We start from the raw sequence: 23,091 nt of genomic DNA on the forward strand, positions 1-23,091 counted from the left end.
CTACATATGGTCAAGGAGGTTCTAAAAGATGGCTAAGGAAATCCGCTTTAGTGAAGATGCTCGTCGTGCAATGCTGCGCGGTGTGGATGCGTTGGCCGATGCGGTCAAAGTGACTTTGGGGCCTAAAGGCCGCAACGTCGTGCTCGAAAAGAAATTTGGCTCTCCGCTCATCACCAATGACGGCGTGACCATTGCGAAAGAAATCGAACTTGAAGACGCTTATGAGAACATGGGCGCTCAACTCGTTAAGGAAGTTGCAACCAAAACCAACGACGTCGCTGGTGATGGTACAACAACTGCAACCGTGCTCGCACAAGCGATGATTCGCGAAGGTTTGAAAAACGTCGCTGCTGGTGCAAACCCAATGGTCCTGCGCCGCGGTATCGAAAAGGCTGTAACAGCTGCAGTCGCTGAAATCGGAGCGATTTCGAAGCCAGTTGAAGGCCGTGACAACATCGCGCAGGTTGCTGCCATCTCTGCAGGCGCAGAAGAAATTGGCGCATTGATTGCTGATGCGATGGAGAAGGTTGGCAACGAGGGCGTCATCACGGTTGAAGAGTCAAAAGGCTTCACGACGGAGTTGGAAGTCGTTGAAGGTATGCAATTCGACCGCGGCTATCTCTCCGCGTACATGGTTACAGACACGGACAAGATGGAAGCTGTATTGGACGAACCGTACATTCTCATCACCGATAAGAAGATTGGCAACATCCAAGAGATCCTGCCGGTACTGGAACGCGTTGTGCAATCCGGCCGTCCGCTCTTGCTCATCGCCGAAGACGTTGAAGGCGAAGCATTGGCGACGTTGGTTGTCAACAAAATCCGCGGTACATTCAATGCTGTCGCTGTCAAAGCGCCTGGCTTTGGGGATCGCCGCAAGGCAATGTTGCAAGACATCGCTGCATTGACCGGTGGTCAAGTTATCAGTGAAGAGCTCGGCTTGGAACTGAAGAACACAAACATTGAACAACTTGGTCGCGCTCGTCAGGTTCGCGTCAGCAAAGAAAACACCATCGTTGTGGATGGCAGTGGCGAGAAGAGCGAAATTGGCGCTCGAATCAGCCAAATCAAAAACCAAATCGAAGAAACCACTTCGGACTTCGATCGCGAGAAGTTGCAAGAACGCCTGGCAAAATTGTCCGGCGGTGTAGCTGTCATCAAGGTTGGCGCTGCAACGGAAACCGAGCTCAAAGAGAAGAAGCTGCGCATTGAAGACGCGCTCAACTCCACCCGCGCTGCGGTTGAAGAAGGTATCGTCGCAGGCGGCGGTACGGCGCTCATCAACGTCATCAAGTCGCTCGACAGCGTCAGTGTAGAAGGCGACGAATTGACAGGTGTGAACTTGGTCCGCAAGGCACTTGAAGCGCCAGTCCGCCAAATTGCTGAGAATGCCGGGGTTGAAGGTTCCATCATCGTTGAGCGGTTGAAGAAAGAAGCCATTGGCTTTGGCTACAACGCAGCAACGGGCGATTGGACCGATATGCTCAAGGCTGGCATCGTTGACCCAGCTAAGGTTACGCGTTCTGCACTGCAACACGCAGCAAGCGTAGCTGCAGCATTCCTCACAACGGAAGCTGCGATTGCCGACAAACCGGAAAAGGAAAAATCCGCACCTGCAATGCCTGACATGGGCGGTATGGGCGGCATGGGTGGCATGATGTGAATTTGGTTTAGGCTTTGCCTGAACGACGAGAACCCTCGCTACGGCGGGGGTTCTTTTGTGTATATGGACATGGGCGTTGTCTGTATGGCGAAAGATAGGGACGACGAGCTAGCAGCAATGAGTCAAACCAAGGTGTCTGTCACGAGACTTACTGCCGAAGAGATACTGCCAGCAGTGGGAGCGGATATTCTGGGTGATCATAAACATCCGACGGCACACTATCAATGCAATCCTCGCCCCTCGTTTGACCACAAATGAACAGACGTGAAACGAATGGAACACCTCATTCTGAATACGAATTGATACAGACGGCAATCGCTGTGGCATTCAGCATATGCTATGATCCATTCTGACAGCATAAACAATGTATAGAGCGGTTCATCCATCCACCCGGTACACTTTCCACTTTTTCGCGTAAGCTGATCTGAGCGCGTGATGGTTACGTGGAGGAGTTGGAAAGAATGCCGTATCGAATCATCGTCGATTTATCAGCGAGAAGACTGTATTTGCTGAAGGGAAATACTGTGGTTCGCAGTTATCCTGTAGGGATTGGAAAAATACTTTCTTCCACGCCGACTGGCGAGTATCGAATTGTGAATCGTCAGGCGCATCCCGGTGGCCCTTTTGGGGCATATTGGCTTGGTCTATCCAGACCGCATTATGGCATACATGGCACGAATCGTCCGAGCAGTATTGGCAAAAGAGTGTCGCATGGCTGTATCCGTATGCAAAATGACGCCGTGCTTGATTTAGCGAGTAAAGTTGACATTGGAACGCGCGTCACCATCCGCGCTTGAAAGTCCAATCATCTGATTCTGGCGCGCGTGACACGCGTGGAATTTTGTTGGTTTACTTCAAAATAGATGAATGATTTCCTAGATGAAGCGGCATTCTCTGACCATCTCTCCATCGCCAATTGTACAAGTTATTTGTTAGAATACTAGAGAATATATAGGGGAGTAATTCTGGATTTTACTGTGTTTTGCTTCCTTTTGAATGACTAGAGGATTTATCGCATGTCCCTTAGGTGACTTCTACCCTGTAAATAAAGTCGATACCTGTGCGTGCGCCATCCGCGATGCTCCGATTGACTGGCATTTTCATGGTTCGGCTGGTGCGGGACGCATCACGCATGGCGGTCTACTCTGTAAATAAAGTCGACACTTTTGTGTGCGCCATCCGCGATGCTTCGATTGACTAGCATTTTCATGATTCTACTGGTCGGGATGCATCACCATGGCGGTCTATCGTGTAAACTTAGACGGAATAGAGGTAAAAAGTGTGACAAAAAAAGCGCAGAAAATTTTGTTTGATACATGGCACCCGGAAATTCAGCCTGTAGTTAGAAACATCCAAAAAGTGATTGTCGGCAAGAATGATGTCATTCGCCTTGTGCTGACAGCGCTTTTGGCAGGGGGGCACTGCTTGTTGGAAGATGTACCGGGTGTTGGCAAAACGATGCTTGTGCGGGCCACTGCGAAGACGTTGGGATGCTATTTCCGTCGAATCCAGTTTACACCGGATTTACTGCCGTCTGATGTGACTGGAGTCTCCATATATAATCAGCAAGCTCAAACCTTTCAATTCCGCAAAGGGCCGATTTTCGGACAAGTTGTCTTGGCTGATGAAATTAATCGCACGTCGCCAAAGACCCAGTCTGCGTTGCTGCAGGCGTTGGAGGAACAGAGTGTGACCGCCGATGGCGAAACGCATGTTCTGCCACAACCGTTCTTTGTCTTGGCGACGGAGAATCCCATCGAGTTTGAAGGCACATTCCCGTTGCCAGAGGCGCAGTTAGATAGATTTCTGCTCAAGTTTAAAATGGGTTATCCGACCCATGAAGAAGAAATGGACATTCTCTCGGGTCAGCAACGTCAGCATCCCATTGATGAGATTCAACCGACGGTGAACTCGGATACAATCTTGCGCTGGAGGCAGCACGTGCGAGCGGTGCACGTGGCTGATCAGATCAAGGAATATATAGTGGACATCGTGCAGCGAACGAGATCGCATCCAGACATTTATTTGGGCGCGAGCCCACGGGCGAGTTTGGCGCTGTTTCGCACTGCGCAGGCGCTGGCTTTCATTGCGCATCGCACGTATGTCGTGCCTGACGATGTTCAGTATTTGGCGCCATTTGTCCTTGGGCATCGCTTGCTCCTGACAGCGGACGCGCGTCTGTCTGGGATAGATGTGGAAGGGATTGTTGAACGCTTGCTGGCGAAGGTGCCAGTTCCAGCGTTGCAGGGGGCGATGGATTGATGCGCTGGAGAGCTGTTGCAGCGGCTCTCGTGACCATTTTATTGGTCGGCGGTCTATTCGTGTTTGGGGAAGTGACCGGGGGCTTTTTCGCTTGGTTTTTGTTTTACTTCAGCATTGTCCTGGTAATCTATGAATGGCTGACGCTTTTTGTCTCGTTATCCGGCATTCAGGTGAAGCGAGAGCTGTCTGCCCAGCGGTTGGCGGCGGGGCAAAGTCTGACAGTGCGTGTCTCATTGCGGCGCCGCAATATTTGGCCGATGTTTTGGGTACGGATTCACGAAGGATTGCCACAAAGGTGGATATTGCAAACGACAGGGCTGGACCGCATCCATGTCCCACTGTGGAAGAGCCGGATCGATTACACGTATACGGTAAAAAACTTGCCGCGCGGTGTGTACCAGTTGAATGGAACAACTGTGGAGACTGGAGATTTGCTGGGATTGTTACGGGTGCAAAAAGCCATTCGTCAAGGAAACCATCTCATCGTTTATCCGCGCATTGCGCCTGTTCGTGGTTGGACTGGGCATCATCCTGACGAATATGGAGAACATCAGCCGTCCCACCGTCGCAGTGAAGAGTCGAGCAATGTGATTGGCGTACGGGCCTATGTCCCAGGGGATAGATTGAATCGAATTCATTGGCCTGTCACCGCGAGAACAGGACAATTACAGGCCAAGGAATTCGAAATGCATGTGACGTCTGAGTTTAAATTCGTGCCGGACAGTACGGTTTTCTCTTACGGAGAAGGCAACCAAAGTGCGGAAAAGTTCGATCTCGCCATGACCATCACGGCTTCTTTATTGCGTCATGCGTATGACAACAACCGCAAATTTGGGATGGCTTTGACAACCAGTCCGCATGTCGTTTATCCGACAGGCACAGATGTCGCCCTTTTAAATGGCTGCATGGAATCGCTTGCCGCGTTGCAACCCGTCAGTCGCCAAGATATGGTGCCCATCTTGCGGCAGCTTGGCGCAGAATCAACGCGGGGCACAGTCTTTGTCATCGTTTCGCCGCGCGTGGACAAAGAAGTCGCTGTAGTGGTGACCGCGCTGTCACATCTGGGCGGAGTCCAGTATTTTGTACCATTCACGGGTGCTCGTCTGACGGATGCAGATTTGCAAGGTGTGAAGTTACTGCAATCCGCAGGTGCGCAGGTGCATCTCATTCGCAAATCAGATCAATTGTCGTTCTTGTATCGAGGGGGTGTCATCGGTGCCACGAATTCACCGCACTGAGTTTGCGCTCCGAGGATTTCACGCAATCGTTTGCGCGGTTTGGCTCTATATGTTTTTCACCCCGATGGCAAGTCTCGGTTTGTTATCAGGCGCTCCATCCTTCATTTTTCCCTTTTTGGTGCTTGCCATCGCGCAATGCTTTCCGAGATGGTGGGCGCAGCTGAGTGGGGGGATTGTCGCTTCCTTCGGCTATATTCTCTATTTTTGGCGGCCGGGGCAGCATCTGACCTTGGCCGGTGTGATTCAAACGCTCTCGTTGCTCGTTCATCAATTCGTTGGCTTGTTTACCCTGCATTTACCTGCAGATCCGCTGCAGACGTTTCTGTTTCTCTGGGTGACCATCGGGGTTTATTGGCTTTTGGCCTATTCAAGTTACAGGGTCAGACTGTGGCTTTTCTATAACGGGCTTGCCATTGTCGTGCTGGCGGCCATCGACAGCAATACGAATGTGCATCCGAATGGGGCAATCGTGACGATTATTGTCATTGGCATCTTTGTGCTGGGTCTGAATCAATTGGAGCGGATTCGTCTCTTCGTGCCGCCTGGAACGCGTCCGGCTATCCGGTTTTTGTTGCCACTGTGTATGCTGCTTTTCGTTGGCGTTGGCGTGGCTGCTGTGTTGCCAAAAAGGGAACCTGTGTGGCCGAATCCGTTCTCACCGGGCGCGGGTTCTGGAAATGACACTGGAGCGGGTATCCAAATGGTTGGGTATCAATTGAATGATACAAAACTCGGCGGATCGTTCGTGGAGAATGATAATTTGGTGATGTATGTATACAGTCCGCACCCGACGTATTTGCGGGGGCAGACGTTGTCCACCTACACGGGCAAAGGCTGGGTTTCCGCGAAACTGACAGGCGACCAAATGATGGCCGAACAAATGAACCAACCATTTACAAACATGCAACAATACGCGTTTTACAACTTACCGACACAGACATTCAATGAAAAAATAGAGATCGTCTCGGATGAAGTCAATACGTCGGACCTACTTGGCGGTTACGCGGTCAAAAAGGTGAGTGGACTGCCGGACATCTATCCGTCCAACATGAATATTCCGGTGGACGACATCCAAGGGAATATTCATGCGCCAAGATTGAAAGCAGGCAGTTCTTATGTCGTCCAAACGGAACAGTTGACCGCACCTTACACGGTGCTGGCCAAAGACAGCACGCCATTTGCGCAGGAGGAAGGTGAAATTCCGGCGACCGTCAAGCAGTATGATTTGCAATTGCCCTCTGAATTGCCAAAACGTGTAGGGCAACTTGCCGACGACATCATTCACGATGATAAAAATGCCAGTGAGTACACCATGGTAAGCGACTTGGTTACGTACTTAAAAAATAACTACACCTATGATACGACCGATGTGCCGGTGCCGGGCAGACACCAGGATTACGTAGATCAATTTTTGTTCGACAGCAAAAGCGGCTACTGCAATAACTTTTCTTCCGCCCTTGCGGTCATGTTGCGCACTCTAGGTGTGCCTACGCGCTGGGTGACGGGTTTTGCGGATGGGACGCAGGATCTCGGATATCAAGGCTCAAAAGATCACCGTTATTTGATAACCAATGCCGATGCGCATGCGTGGGTGGAAGTCTATTTTCCCGAATACGGGTGGATCCCGTTTGATCCGACGCCCAATTTTTCCATTCCGTTTCACGAACAGGCAAATGCGCACAATTCGCCGGGAACGACGCAATTGCCGCCCCCGGTACAGCCGAATAAACCAGTGCCGCCGAAAACGCCTGTCACCACGCCAGTCAAGACACCACCGGTGTCGAGTTTGGGGACGGGGGGCGGTATGCAGGTAAGCGCAGTTCTTCGCGCGGTTGTATGGGGGCTAGCAGGACTCATTTCACTGTTGTTGATTCTGACGTGGGTACTGCGCCACCGCATCGCGCTCTACCGTCTGGAGCGGCAATGGCGCACACATCCCGAGCGCGCGCTACAGCGCACATATCGGATGCTCATGTTGCGTTTGCAGAAGCGCAACGTGTTGCGCCAAGCGGTGACATTGCGCGAACTCTGGCCGTTTGCCGCGCGCGCTGGGCTTGCGGAAGGTGAGTTTCGCGATTGGGTGCAAACGGCTGAGCGCGTCTTGTACGGTTCCGAGCCATTTCAAAGCCAAGCGGCACAGGTCATGCAGGTCACAAGCATGAAATGGCTACGGCAACTCTACAGATTTTCGTTTCGACACAAATCTGCAATTGACGACATAGACTCGAATGAGTAGAATGATTGCGTAATTCGGAGACTCGTATAGTGCTGAGGATATGGCTTGGCAGTCTCTACCGGGCGACCGTGAATCGCCTGACTACGAGGTCGGTTATGATCCATTTGCGGATAAGTTGTGTTGCGCGAAGACGGGGTGCATACTGTCGTCGTCATTTTGCGTTCGCTTTATTCGGAGCCGACCTTCGTATCAGTCTGGCATTTGTCAGGGAAACCTGATCAGACGACGAAGGATTGGCTCTTTTTTATTCGCAAATGAACCTACCTCAAGATAAAGGGAGTGCCTGTATGTCTGACCATGAAGTTGTTGTCGTCCTTGATTTTGGCGGCCAATACAATCAATTGATTGCCCGCCGCATCCGTGAGCTGAACGTCTTTTCGGAATTGTTGCCGTACGACGTAAAAGCTGCGGAATTGCGAGGCAAGCGGTTGAAAGGCATCATTTTCTCCGGTGGGCCGAAAAGTGTCTTTGCCGAAGGAGCGCCAGATGTAGACCCAGAAATTTTCACATTGGGTGTTCCGATTCTCGGCATCTGCTACGGCATGCAGTTGATTGCCAAAACATTTGCGGCGCAGGTTGCTCGTGGCGCCGTGCGTGAGTATGGACGCGCAGACTTGGCAGTCCAACCGTCGGCTTCCCCCCTATTCCGCGAACAGCCAATTTCGCAGCCTGTATGGATGAGCCACAGTGATGTCGTGACCAGTGTGCCCGATGACTTTACGTTGGACGCGCTGACGGCGAGCGGCACCATCGCCGCGATGAGCAGTGCGCAGCGCCAAGTCTATGCGGTTCAGTATCACCCCGAAGTACACCACAGTACGTATGGTATGGACTTATTAAAAAATTTCGTTTTTGCTATCTGTGGTTGTCAGGGCGACTGGACCATGCAAAACCTGATTGACGAGTCGGTTGCGGCACTGCGCGCACAAGTCGGCGAAAAACGCGTCTTGGTCGCACTTTCCGGCGGCGTTGACTCCTCTGTGGCCGCTGCGTTGGTGCATCGCGCGATTGGGTCGCAATTGACCGCTGTATTTGTCGATCACGGCTTGCTCCGCAAAGGTGAATCGGATGCGGTCATGGAGAATCTGGGTGGACAGCTTGGCATCGATGTTCACCGCGTCGATGCTTCGAGTCGTTTCCTCGGCAAGCTCGCTGGTGTCACGGAACCGGAAAAGAAGCGCAAAATCATTGGTGAAGAGTTCATTCGCGTGTTTGAAGCAGAATCCGAGCGTCTGGGGCCATTTGAATTCCTCGTACAGGGAACGCTTTATACAGACATCGTCGAGAGCGGCACGAAAACGGCGGCGACCATCAAGTCGCATCACAATGTCGGCGGTTTGCCGGAAGATGTGAATTTTTCCATCATTGAGCCGCTCAAAGCGCTGTTTAAAGATGAAGTGCGTCGTTTGGGCGAAGAACTAGGGTTACCGAGTGAACTGGTTTGGCGACAGCCGTTCCCAGGTCCAGGTTTGGCAATCCGTGTCATTGGGGAAGTTACGGAGGACAAGCTCCAAATTGTCCGCGAGTCTGATTATATCTTGCGCGATGAAATTGCAAAGGCCGAGCTCACTCGTGAAATTTGGCAGTATTTCACGGTGCTCACCAGCAATCAGACCGTCGGCGTCATGGGGGACGAGCGCACATACGCGCACACCTTGGCCATTCGGGCAGTGGTTTCGCAAGAGGGGATGACGGCTGACTTTGCCCGAGTTCCATACGACGTGCTGGCGCGCATCTCGACACGCGTGGTCAATGAGGTTGATGGCATCAACCGGGTGGTTTACGACATCACCTCGAAGCCGCCTGCGACGATTGAATGGGAATGACAAAAGGTGAAGCGTGATTTCTGCGATTACACCTACAGGGAGGTAAATTTTTGTCTACGCAGATAAAGGGTGAAATACAGGAAAAGGGGGCAATCGGGCGCTTCTTCCGGTTGCGTGCGAACAATACGACCATTGGCAGGGAAATTGTCGCCGGTTTGACGACATTCATGGCCATGGCTTATATTATCTTCCTCAATCCGAGCATTTTGGCCGGCACGGGGATGAATCAAAGCGCGGTCTTTTTTGCGACTTGTGTGGCCGCAGGTATCGTCACACTGTTAATGGGCCTATTCGTGAATTATCCAATAGCGCTCGCGCCAGGCATGGGCTTAAACGCCTATTTTGCCGTCATTGCGGCGCAAAACGGCCATGGTCCAGGGCACATGCCTTGGCAGGACGCACTCGGGGCCGTCTTTATCTCTGGTATCGTCTTTATCATTCTGACCATCACCAAAATTCGGCAGTTGCTTGTCATCGCTGTGCCGGATTCATTAAAAGCCGCCATTACGGTCGGGATCGGCCTGTTCATCACCATGATTGGCTTCAAAGATGGCGATCTCATTTCCATGTCATTCACTGGCGCAACAAATGCGACCTACAAGCCAGGCGGCATCATCGACAACTACAGCTGGCAGCCGAACCTTGGCTCTCTGCACGACATGGGCACAGTGTTGACCATCATCGGCATTCTTCTGATTGGCGTCTTGATGGCACTTCGCGTGCCGGGCGCGATGATCATCGGCATCATTTTGACGACTTTGATAGGGATTCCGATGGGGGTTACGCAATTGTCCGGGTTGCGACATACGTCGTTTCTTCCGGATTTCGGCCACTTGGAGGTCGGCGCGTTAAGCTTAAGTGGCATTTGGCACTATGGTCTCGTCAGCGCGTTGTTCACATTTACGTTTGTCGAGATGTTTGACACGTTTGGCACACTTGTGGGCACAGCCAGTAAGGCAGGTTTGCTTGAAGGTGACAAGGGATACAGACGACTTGGTCGCGCGATGCTAGTCGACGCGTTTGGTGTCAGCATCGGGGCCCTGTTAGGGACAAGCACCGTCACCGCGTTCGTCGAGAGCGGATCAGGTGTGGCCGCAGGCGGACGCACTGGCCTGACCGCGGTCACCACGGGTATCCTGTTTTTCGTCGCGTTGATTTTGTCGCCGATTGCGATGATCATTCCTGATCAGGCAACGGCGCCTGCGCTGATCATTGTGGGTGTGCTGATGATGAGCGCAGTCAAAAATATCGAGTGGGACGACATTGGCATTGCCTTGCCTGCCTTTTTGACTGTCATCGCAATGCCGTTGACCTACAGCATCAGCAATGGTATCGCCGTAGGCTTTGCAGCATTTGTCATCATCAATCTGATTTTGATGGTATTCCGTCGCCCGCACACGAAGATTCACTGGTTGATGTACATCATCGTGATCTTGGCGATTTGGCGGTATGTGTTCTATGTGAGTTGATGTTTCAGAGTTGGCGTTTTGCGTGCGGATTGCGCAGAACGCCTTCTTTTTCCACAATTCATGTCCTTATATCCGAACGTTTGGTGGCATTTTATGTTTAATGTTCGGATTTGGCTGGATTCGTGTTAACATGGAGACATAGAGACAGCATGAACGTGATGCAGCGTTCATGAATACAAGGAGGGCGTTGGCTTGATAGAGCGTTATAGTCGACCAGAAATGGCGCGCTTGTGGACCCTTGAAGAACGAATGAAATGGTGGTTGGAAGTTGAGATTTTATCTGTCGAGGCTTGGGCCGACCTGGGTGTCATCCCGGCGGAAGACGCCCAACGGATTCGGGCAAAGGCATCGTTTGATGTAGATAGAGTGTTGGAGATCGAGCGCGAGACACGTCATGACGTTGTCGCATTTACGCGCGCGGTTTCGGAATCCCTTGGCGATGAGAAAAAGTGGGTACACTATGGTTTGACTTCGACCGATGTGGTCGACACAGCGCTGTGCGCGCAGTTGTTGGAGCCGATGGCGCTGATTCGCGCCGATTTGGAGACGTTGCTTGCGACGGTGAAGAAACTGGCGCAAACGCACAAATACACCATCATGATGGGCCGCACGCACGGCGTGCACGCGGAACCCACCACGTTCGGCCTGAAGGCGGCGCTGTGGTACGCCGAGATCGAACGGGATCTCGAACGGTTTGACGCGGCATGTGAACGGATGCGCTACGGCAAGATCTCCGGCGCGGTGGGCACGTACGCGAACGTGGATCCGCGGATTGAAGAAGCGGTGTGCACGCGGCTTGGTCTGAAAGCGGCGCCCATCAGCACACAGACATTGCAACGCGACAGACACGCGGAGTTCATGTTCACGCTTGCTTTGATTGGCACGACGCTGGACAAAGTGGCGACGGAAATCCGCAGCCTGCAAAAATCGGAAGTGCGTGAAGTGGAAGAGCCGTTCTACAAAGGACAAAAGGGCTCGTCGGCAATGCCGCACAAACGCAATCCAGTCTCCTGTGAACAAATCTCTGGACTCGCCCGCGTGTTGCGCGGCTATGTGGTGCCTGCGCTCGAAGATGTGCCATTGTGGCATGAGCGCGACATCAGCCACTCCTCGGTGGAACGGGTGATTTTCCCGGACGCCACCATCCTGGTCGATTATCTGCTCAGTCGGATGAATCGCATTCTCACAGATTTGCATGTGTATCCCGAAAACATGCGCCGCAACATGGAGCGCACACATGGACTCGTCTTTTCGCAACGCGTTTTGACAGAGCTTATCAACGCCGGACTCGCCCGCGAAACTGCGTACGACACTGTACAGCCGTTGGCGATGCAAGCATGGGAAGAGTCGAAATCGTTTAAAGCGCTTGTCAAGGCGTCCGAGCGTGTGACGGCTCATTTGACCGACGAGCAAATCGACGCTTGTTTTGATCCCAGTTGGCACACGACGCACGTGGACACCATTTTTCAACGCCTTGGCTTTCAGTAACACGTCGCTGTTGGCTGCGGCCATATACCAGCTTTTTTCATCGATTGGACGGTCATCACGAACAATAAGGAGCGGATGCACGTGCTAGCCACAGAACTCCTCTATGAAGGTAAAGCGAAGAAGGTATACGCCACCGAGCAGGCGGATGTCGTCCGCGTCGTTTATAAAGATGACGCCACCGCTTTCAATGGCCAAAAGAAGGGACAAATCGTCGGTAAAGGCAGCATCAACAACCAGATGAGCAATCTCTTGTTCAGCTACTTGGAATCCAACGGCGTAGCGACCCATTTTATCGAAGAGTTGTCCGAGCGCGAGACGCTCGTGCGCAAGGTGGAGATTGTGCCGATTGAAGTCATCGTGCGCAATATCGCGGCCGGTAGCTTTACAAAGCGGCTCGGGGTTGCGGAAGGCACCGATTTGACCGAACCGCTCGTCGAATTCTGCTACAAGAACGATGAATTGGGTGACCCGCTCATCACGGACGATCACGCCATTGTGCTCCATCTCGCAACGCGCGAGGAGCTCGCAGCGTTGCGCAGACAGGCCTTGGAAATCGACCGTCTGCTGCAAGCGAAGTTTGCGGAGTGCGATTTGATCCTCGTCGATTTCAAGCTGGAATTTGGCCGTCTTGCCGATGGGACGATTGTGTTGGCGGACGAGATCTCACCAGACACCTGTCGGCTCTGGGATGTGCACACGCGCAAAAAACTGGATAAGGACCGCTTCCGTCAGGACCTTGGCGATGTGGAAGATGCATACCAAGAAGTGTTCGCGCGGATCAGAAAGGGGCAATCACAATGACGACATTTGAGGTCGAAGTTCGCATCTGGCTCAAACCATCCGTATTTGACCCGCAGGGCCATGCAGCAGAACAGGCGCTGCACGTGCAGGGCTACGACGAGGCAAGCGACTTGCGGATTGGCAAATACATGCGCCTGACCGTGAAAGCAGCGACTGAAGCGGCTGCCAAAGCGCGCATTGAAGAGATGTGTGAACGGGTGCTGACCAATCCGGTGATGGAAACCTACGCATATGACATGAAGGAGCTCGTGGCCGAATGAAATGGGCAGTCATTGTGTTTCCAGGCTCAAATTGTGACGAGGATGCCGCCCGCGCAGTCCGGGAAGTGACAGGCGATGAGGTCGATCTCGTCTGGCACGATGCGAGTGATTTGTCGATGTACGACGCCATCATTTTGCCCGGCGGGTTCTCTTACGGTGATTATCTGCGCAGCGGCGCCATCGCAAGCTTCTCCCCTGCCGTGGAAGCCGTGCAGAAAGAAGCGAACAACGGCAAACTTGTGTTGGGAATTTGCAACGGATTTCAGGTGCTGACGGAGTGCGGCTTATTGCCAGGCGCGCTGTTGCGCAATAACCAACTGAAGTTTCACTGCGGCATGACAGAACTCGTGGTCGCGAATCGCGAAACGCCATTTACGTTGAATTATCAGCCTGGTGAGCGGATCCACATTCCCATCGCACATGGCGAGGGTCGCTATTTCGCCGACGAATCGACACGCAAAGCGCTGGCTGACAAACGGCTTGTCGCGTTTACCTATGGTGACAACCCGAACGGTTCAGTCGATGATATTGCCGGAATTGTCAACGAACAGGGCAATGTCTGCGGTCTGATGCCACATCCGGAGCGCGCCGTCATTGACTGGATGGGATCTCAGGATGGACGTCGCATGTTTCAATCGATGCACCGCTATTTAGAGGAGGGACGGCAGCTTGTTGGAACCAACCGCTGAACAAATTCGCGACGAGCGCCTCTACCGCGATTTGGGATTGACTGAAACCGAATATGCGCTGGTGACGGAAAAGCTAGGGCGTCTGCCGAACTATGTGGAAGCTGGCATTTTCGGTGTGCTTTGGTCAGAACATTGTAGTTATAAGAGTTCGAAGGCGCACTTGCGGCGGTTTCCAACGTCCGCGCCACATGTCTTGCAAGGACCTGGGGAAAATGCGGGTGTCGTGGACATCGGGGATGGGCTGGCTGTGGCGTTTAAGATGGAGAGCCACAACCACCCATCGGCGGTAGAGCCGTACCAAGGCGCTGCGACTGGCGTCGGCGGTATTCTCCGCGACATTTTTACGATGGGCGCGCGCCCGATTGCCTTCTTGGACAGCCTGCGGTTCGGCCCGCTCGACGACGCGCACACGCGTTACTTGTTTGAACAGGTGGTGGCCGGCATTGGTGGGTACGGCAACTGCGTCGGCATTCCGACCGTTGCTGGTGAGGTGCAATTCAGCCCGACCTACAAAGGGAATCCATTGGTCAACGCCATGTGTGTCGGATTGCTCCCTGCCGACAAAATGATGCGGGGCACGGCGAGCGGCGTTGGCAATCCGGTGTTTGTGGTTGGCGCGCGCACAGGGCGTGACGGCATCCACGGCGCGACGTTCGCGTCGGCAGAGGACCCGCACGAAAAAGAACGGTCGGCTGTGCAAGTGGGCGATCCGTTTTTGGGCAAGCTCTTGATGGAAGCGTGCTTGGAGTTGATTGCCTCTGGGGCTGTGGTCGGTATCCAGGACATGGGCGCGGCTGGGTTGACCTCCTCTTCGGCGGAAATGGCGAGCCGAGCTGGCGGCGGCATTGAAATGCACTTAGATGATGTGCCAGTGCGTGAGACGGAGATGACGCCCTATGAAATGATGCTTTCCGAGTCACAAGAGCGCATGCTCGTCGTCATGGAGCGCGGCCGCGAAGAAATCGCTTTTGAAATCTTCCGACGCTACGGCTTGGAAGTGGCGGATGTCGGCAAGGTGACAGACGATGGTCGACTGCGACTCATTTGGCACGGCGAAGTGGTTGCGGATATGCCGGTGGCTGCGCTCGTGGACGAAGCGCCTGTCTACGAACGGGAGGCAGGTGTTTGGGAAGCGCCAAGCCAACAGGCGATTCCAACGGATACGCCGGTTGCAACCGCTTGGCTTGACCTGATGGCGCATCCAAGTGTGGCCGATAAGGCATTTGTTCACCGCCAATATGACACATCTGTGCGCACATCGACCGTGCTGGGACCGGGGTATGACGCAGCGCTTGTCAAGGTGCCAGATGTAGATAAAGCGGTCGCCATGACGACCGATGGCAACAGCCGTTATGTCTATCTCAACCCGCGCAAGGGGGGCGAGATCGCCGTTGCCGAGGCGGTGCGCAATCTCGTGACCGTAGGCGCTAGGCCGCTTGCCATCACGAACTGTCTCAACTTTGGCAATCCGGAAAAGCCGGAGATCATGCGCCAATTGAGTGATGCCATCGACGGGATGGCGGCCGCTTGCGAGGTCCTGGGGGCCCCAGTGGTCAGCGGCAATGTCAGCTTGTACAACGAAACGCGCGGCGTGGACATTCAACCGACGCCTGTGGTTGGCGCCATCGGCGTGATCGACGGGATTGGCCGCCGGATCGCCAGCGTGCCGGTTGAAGTGGATGACCAGGTGTCCTTGTGGATGCTGGGACGCGAGGATGACGCGTTGGATGGGTCGTTGTACGGTGAAGTGGTTTGTGGACGCCCTGTGGGCGATGCGCCATACATCAATTTGGCGGAAGAGGCAAAGTTGCATCAATTGATGCAGGTGCTGGCGAGCGACGGTCTGCTGCTTGCCGCGCATGATGTCAGTGAAGGCGGCGCGGCGGTGACGCTGGCTGAGATATGCATGCAGTGCGCGCGAGGCATCGCGGTAGAAGTGCCTGGCGGGATGAATTTGCACGGTTGGCTGTTCTCGGAAGCGCAAGGGCGCATCATCGTTGCTGTTGCGCCGGAACAGGCGCAAGCATTCCTGTTTGCTGCACGTGAAGCCGGTGTGCCGACGCGCCAACTTGGCCGTTTGGCGGGATCGAACATGATGGTGGCGCAAAATGGGACAACGCATGCCAATCTATCTCTACAAGAACTGCGGGAAGTGTTTGAACAGGCCATTCCAAATGCGATGATGGCCAAATATACAGAGAAAGCGTGACACAGGAGTTTGCCACGAAGGGAGATGCCTTTGGTGAACAACATGCAGGAGATGAGAGAAATGCGACCGGACAGACCACAGGAAGAGTGCGGGGTTTTCGGAATTTATCAGCATTCACAATCGGCAGCGCTCACGTACTATGGGCTTGTCGCATTGCAACACCGCGGCCAGGAAGCTGCGGGCATCGCAAGTACTGATGGTGACAAAATGTACAGCCATAAAGGACTTGGTTTACTGTCTGATGTGTTCAAGCAAGGTCAACTGGAAAATCTCTTGGGGCATGCGGCCATTGGCCATGTCCGTTACTCGACAGCAGGCGCCAACACACCGCAGAATGCGCAGCCCATCACGCTGACCACGCATGCGCGCAACTTTGCCATCGCGCACAACGGCAACTTGGTCAATGCCAAGTGGCTTCGCATTCGCTTGGAGGAAGAGGGCAGCCTGTTTCAAACCACGACGGATACAGAAGTCATCGCGCATCTAATCGCGAAGGCAAACGCGCCAGATCTCGCTGGCGCAGTCGCGGCTGCAGCCAAGCAGATTCAAGGCGGCTTCTCAGTCGTCATCCTGGCGAATGACGAATTGATTGCCGTCCGCGATCCGCTGGGACTGCGTCCGATGGTGCTTGGTCAACTGGATGACGGCTACGTGGTCGCTTCGGAGTCTTGTGCGCTGGAGACGATTGGGGCGACACTCATGCGCGACGTCGAGCCGGGCGAATTGATTCGGATGGGCCCGAACGGCCTGACTTCACAGCGCTTCGCCGAACGGCGACAGCGGTCGATGTGCACTTTTGAACATGTCTACTTCGCGCGACCAGACAGCGATGTGGATGGTTGGAACGTGCACACGGTGCGCAAACGGCTCGGCAAAATCCTGGCACAGCGCCATCCGGCTGATGGTGACATCGTCATTGGCGTGCCGGATTCGAGCATTTCGGCGGCGGCAGGCTACTCAGAGGAGAGTCAATTGCCCAACGAGATGGGACTCATCAAAAACAAGTACATCGCGCGCACATTCATCCAGCCGTCGCAGGAATTGCGCGACATTGGCGTACAGTTGAAACTCAACGCCGTCCGTTCCATTGTTGACGGCAAGCGTGTTGTGCTGATTGACGACTCCATCGTGCGTGGCACGACTTCGCGCCGCATCGTGCGGTTGCTGCGTTCTGCTGGCGCGCGCGAAGTGCACGTGCGCATCTCCAGTCCGCCGTATGTCAGCTCCTGCCACTACGGTATCGATACGGCGACGACAGATCAGCTGATTGCCTCGACGCATAATGAGGACGAAATCTGCAAGTTGATTGAGGCAGACAGCCTGGCGTTTCTCACCGTTGCAGAACTGATGGAGGCGTTCGGCTACGCGGAAGGTGAAAAAGTGCCGTTTTGCAACGCCTGCTTTACACGCAGTTATCCAACTGAACTGATCGATCAAGAGTTGAAGAACACGGTCCACCAACTTGTCCACGTGGGAGGCTGAAAGATGGATTTGTACAAGCAAGCCGGTGTGGATATCGCAGCTGGCAACGAGGCTTCAGCACGTTACAAAACATTTGCCGAAGAGACGAAACGCCCTGGCGTGCTGGGGCAGATTGGCGGCTTCGCCAGCGGCTTTGCGCTCGACTTATCACGGTATCCGTCGCCCGTGTTGGTCTCCGGCACGGACGGCGTGGGCACGAAATTGAAGGTCGCGTTTGCCGCGAATCGCCACGATACCATTGGGATTGATTGTGTGGCGATGTGCGTCAATGACGTCTTGACCATCGGCGCCGAACCGCTGTACTTCCTAGATTATCTTGCGACGGGCGCGCTCGACGTGGATGTGGCGGCAGATGTCGTGAAGGGCATCGCCGCAGGGTGCAATGAAGCGGGGTGCGCGCTGGTCGGCGGTGAAACAGCGGAGATGCCCGGCATGTATGCTGGCGGCGAGTACGATGTGGCCGGTTTTGTCGTCGGTGTGGTCAATCGCGACGAGATGATTGATGGGAAACAAGTGGAGACCGGCGACGTGGTGCTCGGGCTGGCGTCAAATGGCATTCACAGCAATGGCTACAGCTTGGTGCGCAAGCTCGTGGCAGAGAGCGGTCTCGCCTGGGATGAACCATTTCCTGGTGAAACGACAAGCGTGGCCGAAACGCTGCTTCGTCCCACGCGGATTTACGTCAAATCCATTTTATCGCTGCTCGAACAACGTTTGCCCATTCACGCAATGGCGCACATCACTGGCGGCGGGTTGATCGAAAACATTCCTCGTGTCATTCCGGATGGCAAAGGGGTTGTCATTCAGCAAGCGTCCATGCCGCAGCAAAGTGTTTTCACTTGGCTGTTGGAGACCAGTGGCATGTCCTTCGCCGAGGCGGCGCGGGTTTGGAATATGGGCATTGGCTATGTGGTCGTGGTTCCCGCTGATGCAGTAGCATCGGTGTCAGCGGCGTTGACATCAGCTGGGGAGACGGTTTATACCATCGGCGAAGTGGCAACTGGTGTGGAAGGCGTCGAATTTCGCTGACGCGTTCGGTTCATCGCGTTGGCGCGGCACGAAGTTAACCGATTATTCACAGGACAGGAGTGGGGCAAGCGCATGCAGAAATGGGCACTCATCAGCGTGTTCGACAAAGACGGCATCGTACCATTTTGTCAGCAATTGAAGCAGCTTGGTTATGGGATTTTATCGACAGGCAACACTGCGCGGCACTTGAGTGAAAACGACATTGAAGTGACGCCAGTCGAATCGTATACCGGTTTTGAGGAAATCATGGATGGCCGCGTCAAGACGCTGCATCCAAAAATACATGGCGGATTGCTGGCGCGGCGTGATTTGCCTTCGCATCTTGAGCAGATGGAGAAGCACGGTATTGAGCAAATCGACTTGGTTGTCGTCAATCTGTACCCGTTTGAACAGACCATCGCGCGTCCAGATGTCACGGACGAACTGGCCATTGAGATGATAGACATCGGCGGTCCGTCCATGTTGCGCGCAGCGGCGAAGAATCACGACTTCTGTCTGCCTGTTGTCGATCCCGACGATTACGCTCGTGTCATCTCCGCTTTGCAAGAGGGCACAGTGAATCCGCTTTTACGGCGGGAACTCGCAGCCAAAGTGTTTCGTCTGACTGGACGATACGACCGGCTGGTGGCGGAATATCTGAGCAAGCCTGTACGCGAGGAAAAACAAGAAGAAGGCCAGCGCGAATGGCCGAATTTGGTCATGTTTGAGGGGATTTCAAAACAATCGCTGCGCTATGGCGAAAATCCGCACCAGGCTGCGCATTTCTACATGGAACCAGGCGCATCCCGGGCGACCATCGCTCGCGCCGCACAGTTGCAAGGCAAGGAACTCTCTTATAACAATATCCAGGATGCAGATGCAGCGCTCAACATCTTGCGCGCATTTGACGACTTCGAGCAGCCGACCGTCGTGGCTGTCAAACATATGAATCCGTGCGGCATCGGCATTGGCGCGACGCTGGATGAAGCGTATGGACGGGCGTACGAAGCAGATCCAGTTTCGATTTTCGGCGGCATTGTCGCCCTCAATCGCCCAGTGGATGGGCCGTTGGCGGAGCGTCTGGCGAAATTGTTCCTGGAAATCATCATCGCACCGGCATACACAGATGACGCATTGGCCATCTTCCACAAGAAGAAAAACCTGCGCCTGTTGACCGTGGATATGAATCAACCGCTCTGGCCAGCAGGCGCCACCACCTTCAAGCGCGTCTCGGGCGGCCTGCTCGTGCAAGAGGTCGATCACCAGACGGCTTCCGCCAACTGGCAGGTCGTGACCAGCCGCACGCCGACCGAGGCTGAGGAACGGGCGCTTCGCTTTGCTTGGCGCGCGGTGCAATTCGTGAAGTCGAATGCCATTGTGCTCACCAATGAATTTCACACACTGGGTATTGGCGCTGGCCAAATGAATCGCGTGGGAGCGGCAAAAATCGCCATTGAGCAGGCGGGCAGCCGAGCGCGCGGCAGTGTGCTGGGGTCCGACGCGTTCTTCCCGATGCGCGACACGGTTGAAGTGGCCGCAGCTGCAGGTGTGACGGCGCTTGTGCAACCCGGCGGATCCATTCGCGATGAAGAGAGCATTGCTGCAGCTAACGAATTGGGCTTGGCGATGGTGTTTACGGGCCAACGGCACTTTTTACATTGAGGGAGCGATTGACGGAATGCCAAATTTACCGACCAACCCACGGGTCGCCGTGATCGGCCAAGGTGCACGTGAACATGCCATCACTTGGAAGTTGGCGCAGAGTTCGCAGCGGCCGCAGTTGTATAGCCTACCTGGCAACCCTGGGATGTGGGAAATATCCACGGCTGTGGCCGTTCCCGTGGATGATCACGCCGAACTCGTAGCATGGGCGAAGGAGACGAACATCGACTTTGTGGTGGTTGGACCTGAACAGCCGCTGGCAGAGGGTGTGGTGGATGCCCTGCAGGCAGCGGGAATTCCGGCGTTTGGGCCGGATCGACGCGCTGCGCAGATGGAAGCTTCGAAATCGTTTGCCAAGCAGTTGATGCGTGACGCGAACGTGCCGACGGCGGCGTTCGAGGTTTTCACAGCAGTGGATGACGCAAAGGCTTTCGTGCGTAAACTTGGCGCGCCAATCGTCATCAAGGCGGACGGATTAGCGGCAGGCAAAGGGGTCGTCATCGCGCAAAGCATCGAAGAGGCGGATGCGACCATTGTCGACATGCTGGAAGCGAATCGGTTTGGCGCTTCAGGGAGCCGTGTGGTCATTGAGGAGTTTCTGCAAGGTCAAGAAATCTCGCTGATGTATTTCGTCGATGGCAACACAGCGGTGCCGATGATGCCAGCGCGTGACTTTAAGCGCATCGGCGAAGGGGATACGGGCCCGAATACAGGTGGTATGGGCGCTTTTGCACCTGTGCCGACGTTTACGGCGGATCACGCGACCGAAGTGACCAAAACCATCATTGAACCTGTGTTGTCCGCGCTCAAGTCGCAGGGTATCGTCTATCGCGGCGTGTTGTATGCCGGTTTGATGATGACTGAATCCGGTCCAAAAGTGATTGAATTCAACGCTCGCTTCGGGGATCCGGAAACAGAAGTGGTTTTACCCCTGTTGGCATCAGACCTGCTGGAAGTGATGTGGGCAGTCGCACACGATGGTTTAGCAGATGTCGATCTCCGCTGGCACGATGGCGCAACTGTCTGCGTGGTGTTGGCCGGCGGCGAGTACCCCGCGAAATCGGATAAGGGGACGCCCATCCAAATTGCGCATCAAGCGGCAGATGACAGTGTCATTTTCCACGCTGGCACCGCTTTGGAGCAACAACAACTGGTGACAGCGGGCGGACGGGTGCTGACCGTCAGTGCCACGGCGCAGGATGTTCCGGCAGCAACGCAGCGCGCCTACGAGGCGGCCAGCCAAGTTCACTTTAATCAAATGCAGTATCGCCGCGACATCGCACATAATTGGCAGCAATAGTGGCGATCAGGTATGATGTTCCTTGTGCAAACCGGGTCCTGGTACCCGGTTTTTGTTTGAGGAGGATCATGGATGGCCATATATATGTTGATGATGTTGCTGGCGGGTGCCAGTTACGGATTTGTCTCCCCGGTTTTGCGACTTTCCTACGCACACGGTTTCACCGTCCAGGCCATGACCGATATTCAATATGTTCTGGCGTTTGGCGTCCTGTGGATATTGGCCGCTTTTCGCCATAAAGGCGCGCGCATCAGCGGATCGCAATGGATATTGATTTTGGTCATTGGTCTGTGCAACGCTGCGGTCAGTTACTGCTATTATCGAGCGCTGACGGTCTTGCCAGCGTCGCTGGGCATCATTCTGTTATTCCAATTTGCGTGGATGACCGTCATCATTGACATCGTCGTGAAACGCCGCTGGCCTAGTCCGATGAAGTGGGTGGGGCTCGTTGCCATCGTCATCGGCACGTTGTTGGCCGTTGGTCTCAAAATGTCAGATTGGCGGCATATTCCGCTTTGGGCTATCGGGTTGGGGCTAATGGCCGCGGTATCTTATGCGTTTAATCTATATCTGTCTGAATATAACGACATGGCTGTCTCACCGGAATTGCGATCCGCGCTGGTGGTCACGGTGGCGATGCTCCTGATGTTCATTCCATTTCCGCCTGGCCAACTGATGCACGCCATGGCTCGTCCGATGTTGTTCTATTGGGGTGGTTGGATCTCATTTTTGAGTCAAGCGTTGCCAACCATATTTATCCTCGTTTCCATTCCTCGCATTGGTGGGCGTATGGGCGGTATTTTGGGCACCATTGAGTTGCCGACGGCCATTTTTGGCGCATGGCTGATCAACCATGAATTTGTGAATTGGATGCGCTGGTCCGGTGTCATTCTGATTCTGCTGGGTATTGTCGTCAGCGAGATGACTCTTAAACGGCGGAAGCGGCGCATGCAGCCGATGGTCTAGGACTGGGGTGCGAACGGGCGTAGAGTGGGTTGGGTGGATTGGGACACACGCCGTGTTATATGGTGAGCGGTCTAGTTATTTGATGGGGTGAGGGGATTCCGTCTGTGGTTCTCCTCATCTTTTTGTATTTTGGCATTTATCTGCATGCCGTAGCAGATTTACAGATGCGAAAAAAATCAATTTCATGTTTGACATCTAGGCACAGGGGTGATATATTAGTCGATGTCGCTTCGAGCGCTTCTCTTTCGATTCCGACCGATATATCCCGTCACATCAACGTTTTCTTCACTTGGTCTCCAAGTTTCGAAAACCTAAATGGTTGACAACGAACTTCGCTTCGTGATATATTGCTTGAGCTGCTTCGACAGAAGCTGCACTGATTTGGTACCTTGAAAACTAAACACACAGCCACGCCTTGAGCGATTCATCGTGGGCAACCACGAAAAGCAAGACAACATTTGTTGAGAGTTTGATCCTGGCTCAGGACGAACGCTGGCGGCGTGCCTAATACATGCAAGTCGAGCGGACTTCT

The 23,091-nt window shown here is 54.1% G+C and carries 17 protein-coding genes, 1 rRNA gene and 1 riboswitch; all 18 genes read left to right on the forward strand.

The genetic code is table 11. The annotated features are described in order from the left end of the window. Positions 1–28 precede the first annotated feature (28 nt). Positions 29–1,663 carry a chaperonin GroEL gene (gene groL, locus ACFSB2_RS02850; protein ID WP_377941122.1) on the forward strand — a complete coding sequence of 545 codons (1,635 nt, stop codon included), beginning with the start codon at positions 29–31 and terminating at the stop codon, positions 1,661–1,663. Between the two features lie 461 nt (positions 1,664–2,124). Further along, positions 2,125–2,460, forward strand: a complete 336-nt coding sequence (locus ACFSB2_RS02855) for a L,D-transpeptidase (RefSeq protein ID WP_377941124.1) — start codon at positions 2,125–2,127, stop codon at positions 2,458–2,460. A 439-nt stretch (positions 2,461–2,899) separates the two neighbouring features. After that, the gene (locus ACFSB2_RS02860; RefSeq protein ID WP_377941125.1) at positions 2,900–3,925 is read left to right on the forward strand and encodes an AAA family ATPase; all 1,026 of its coding nucleotides are present in this window, start codon (positions 2,900–2,902) and stop codon (positions 3,923–3,925) included. Beyond that, positions 3,925–5,163, forward strand: a complete 1,239-nt coding sequence (locus ACFSB2_RS02865; RefSeq protein ID WP_377941141.1) for a DUF58 domain-containing protein — start codon at positions 3,925–3,927, stop codon at positions 5,161–5,163. Before ACFSB2_RS02860 ends, ACFSB2_RS02865 begins: the two co-directional genes overlap by 1 nt. After that, positions 5,141–7,399: a transglutaminase TgpA family protein gene (locus tag ACFSB2_RS02870; protein ID WP_377941126.1), complete on the forward strand. Its 2,259-nt coding sequence runs from the start codon at positions 5,141–5,143 to the stop codon at positions 7,397–7,399. The genes ACFSB2_RS02865 and ACFSB2_RS02870 overlap by 23 nt, the downstream gene beginning before the upstream one ends. A gap of 2 nt (positions 7,400–7,401) precedes the next feature. Further along, positions 7,402–7,503, forward strand: a riboswitch (purine riboswitch). A gap of 183 nt (positions 7,504–7,686) precedes the next feature. Continuing rightward, positions 7,687–9,225 (forward strand): glutamine-hydrolyzing GMP synthase, encoded by a 1,539-nt coding sequence (gene guaA, locus ACFSB2_RS02875; protein WP_377941128.1) that lies wholly within the window; start codon positions 7,687–7,689, stop codon positions 9,223–9,225. 92 nt (positions 9,226–9,317) lie between these two features. Continuing rightward, a complete protein-coding gene (locus tag ACFSB2_RS02880; protein WP_377941142.1) occupies positions 9,318–10,694 on the forward strand; it encodes an NCS2 family permease in 1,377 nt (458 codons plus the stop codon). A 192-nt stretch (positions 10,695–10,886) separates the two neighbouring features. After that, a complete protein-coding gene (purB, locus tag ACFSB2_RS02885; protein WP_377941129.1) occupies positions 10,887–12,182 on the forward strand; it encodes an adenylosuccinate lyase in 1,296 nt (431 codons plus the stop codon). A 75-nt stretch (positions 12,183–12,257) separates the two neighbouring features. After that, positions 12,258–12,983, forward strand: a complete 726-nt coding sequence (purC, locus tag ACFSB2_RS02890) for a phosphoribosylaminoimidazolesuccinocarboxamide synthase (protein ID WP_377941131.1) — start codon at positions 12,258–12,260, stop codon at positions 12,981–12,983. Then, a complete protein-coding gene (gene purS / locus ACFSB2_RS02895; protein ID WP_377941132.1) occupies positions 12,980–13,243 on the forward strand; it encodes a phosphoribosylformylglycinamidine synthase subunit PurS in 264 nt (87 codons plus the stop codon). The genes purC and purS overlap by 4 nt, the downstream gene beginning before the upstream one ends. Then, positions 13,240–13,932, forward strand: coding sequence for a phosphoribosylformylglycinamidine synthase subunit PurQ (gene purQ / locus ACFSB2_RS02900; RefSeq protein WP_377941134.1), 693 nt, complete (start codon positions 13,240–13,242; stop codon positions 13,930–13,932). The genes purS and purQ overlap by 4 nt, the downstream gene beginning before the upstream one ends. After that, a complete protein-coding gene (gene purL, locus ACFSB2_RS02905; protein WP_377941135.1) occupies positions 13,913–16,141 on the forward strand; it encodes a phosphoribosylformylglycinamidine synthase subunit PurL in 2,229 nt (742 codons plus the stop codon). Before purQ ends, purL begins: the two co-directional genes overlap by 20 nt. A gap of 42 nt (positions 16,142–16,183) precedes the next feature. After that, entirely contained in the window at positions 16,184–17,623 is a 1,440-nt protein-coding gene (gene purF, locus ACFSB2_RS02910; protein WP_377941144.1) for an amidophosphoribosyltransferase, read from the forward strand. A 3-nt stretch (positions 17,624–17,626) separates the two neighbouring features. Then, positions 17,627–18,652 (forward strand): phosphoribosylformylglycinamidine cyclo-ligase, encoded by a 1,026-nt coding sequence (purM, locus tag ACFSB2_RS02915; protein ID WP_377941137.1) that lies wholly within the window; start codon positions 17,627–17,629, stop codon positions 18,650–18,652. A 72-nt stretch (positions 18,653–18,724) separates the two neighbouring features. Beyond that, on the forward strand, positions 18,725–20,293 hold the full coding sequence (purH, locus tag ACFSB2_RS02920) for a bifunctional phosphoribosylaminoimidazolecarboxamide formyltransferase/IMP cyclohydrolase (protein WP_377941138.1): 1,569 nt from the start codon (positions 18,725–18,727) through the stop codon (positions 20,291–20,293). Positions 20,294–20,309: 16 nt separating this feature from the next. Further along, on the forward strand, positions 20,310–21,593 hold the full coding sequence (purD, locus tag ACFSB2_RS02925) for a phosphoribosylamine--glycine ligase (protein ID WP_377941139.1): 1,284 nt from the start codon (positions 20,310–20,312) through the stop codon (positions 21,591–21,593). 72 nt (positions 21,594–21,665) lie between these two features. Then, positions 21,666–22,559: an EamA family transporter gene (locus tag ACFSB2_RS02930; protein WP_377941140.1), complete on the forward strand. Its 894-nt coding sequence runs from the start codon at positions 21,666–21,668 to the stop codon at positions 22,557–22,559. Positions 22,560–23,016: 457 nt separating this feature from the next. After that, positions 23,017–23,091 (forward strand): 16S ribosomal RNA (locus ACFSB2_RS02935); the annotation flags it as partial.

It is taken from the genome of Alicyclobacillus fodiniaquatilis (genome assembly GCF_042678105.1).
Classification (GTDB): domain Bacteria; phylum Bacillota; class Bacilli; order Alicyclobacillales; family Alicyclobacillaceae; genus Alicyclobacillus; species Alicyclobacillus fodiniaquatilis.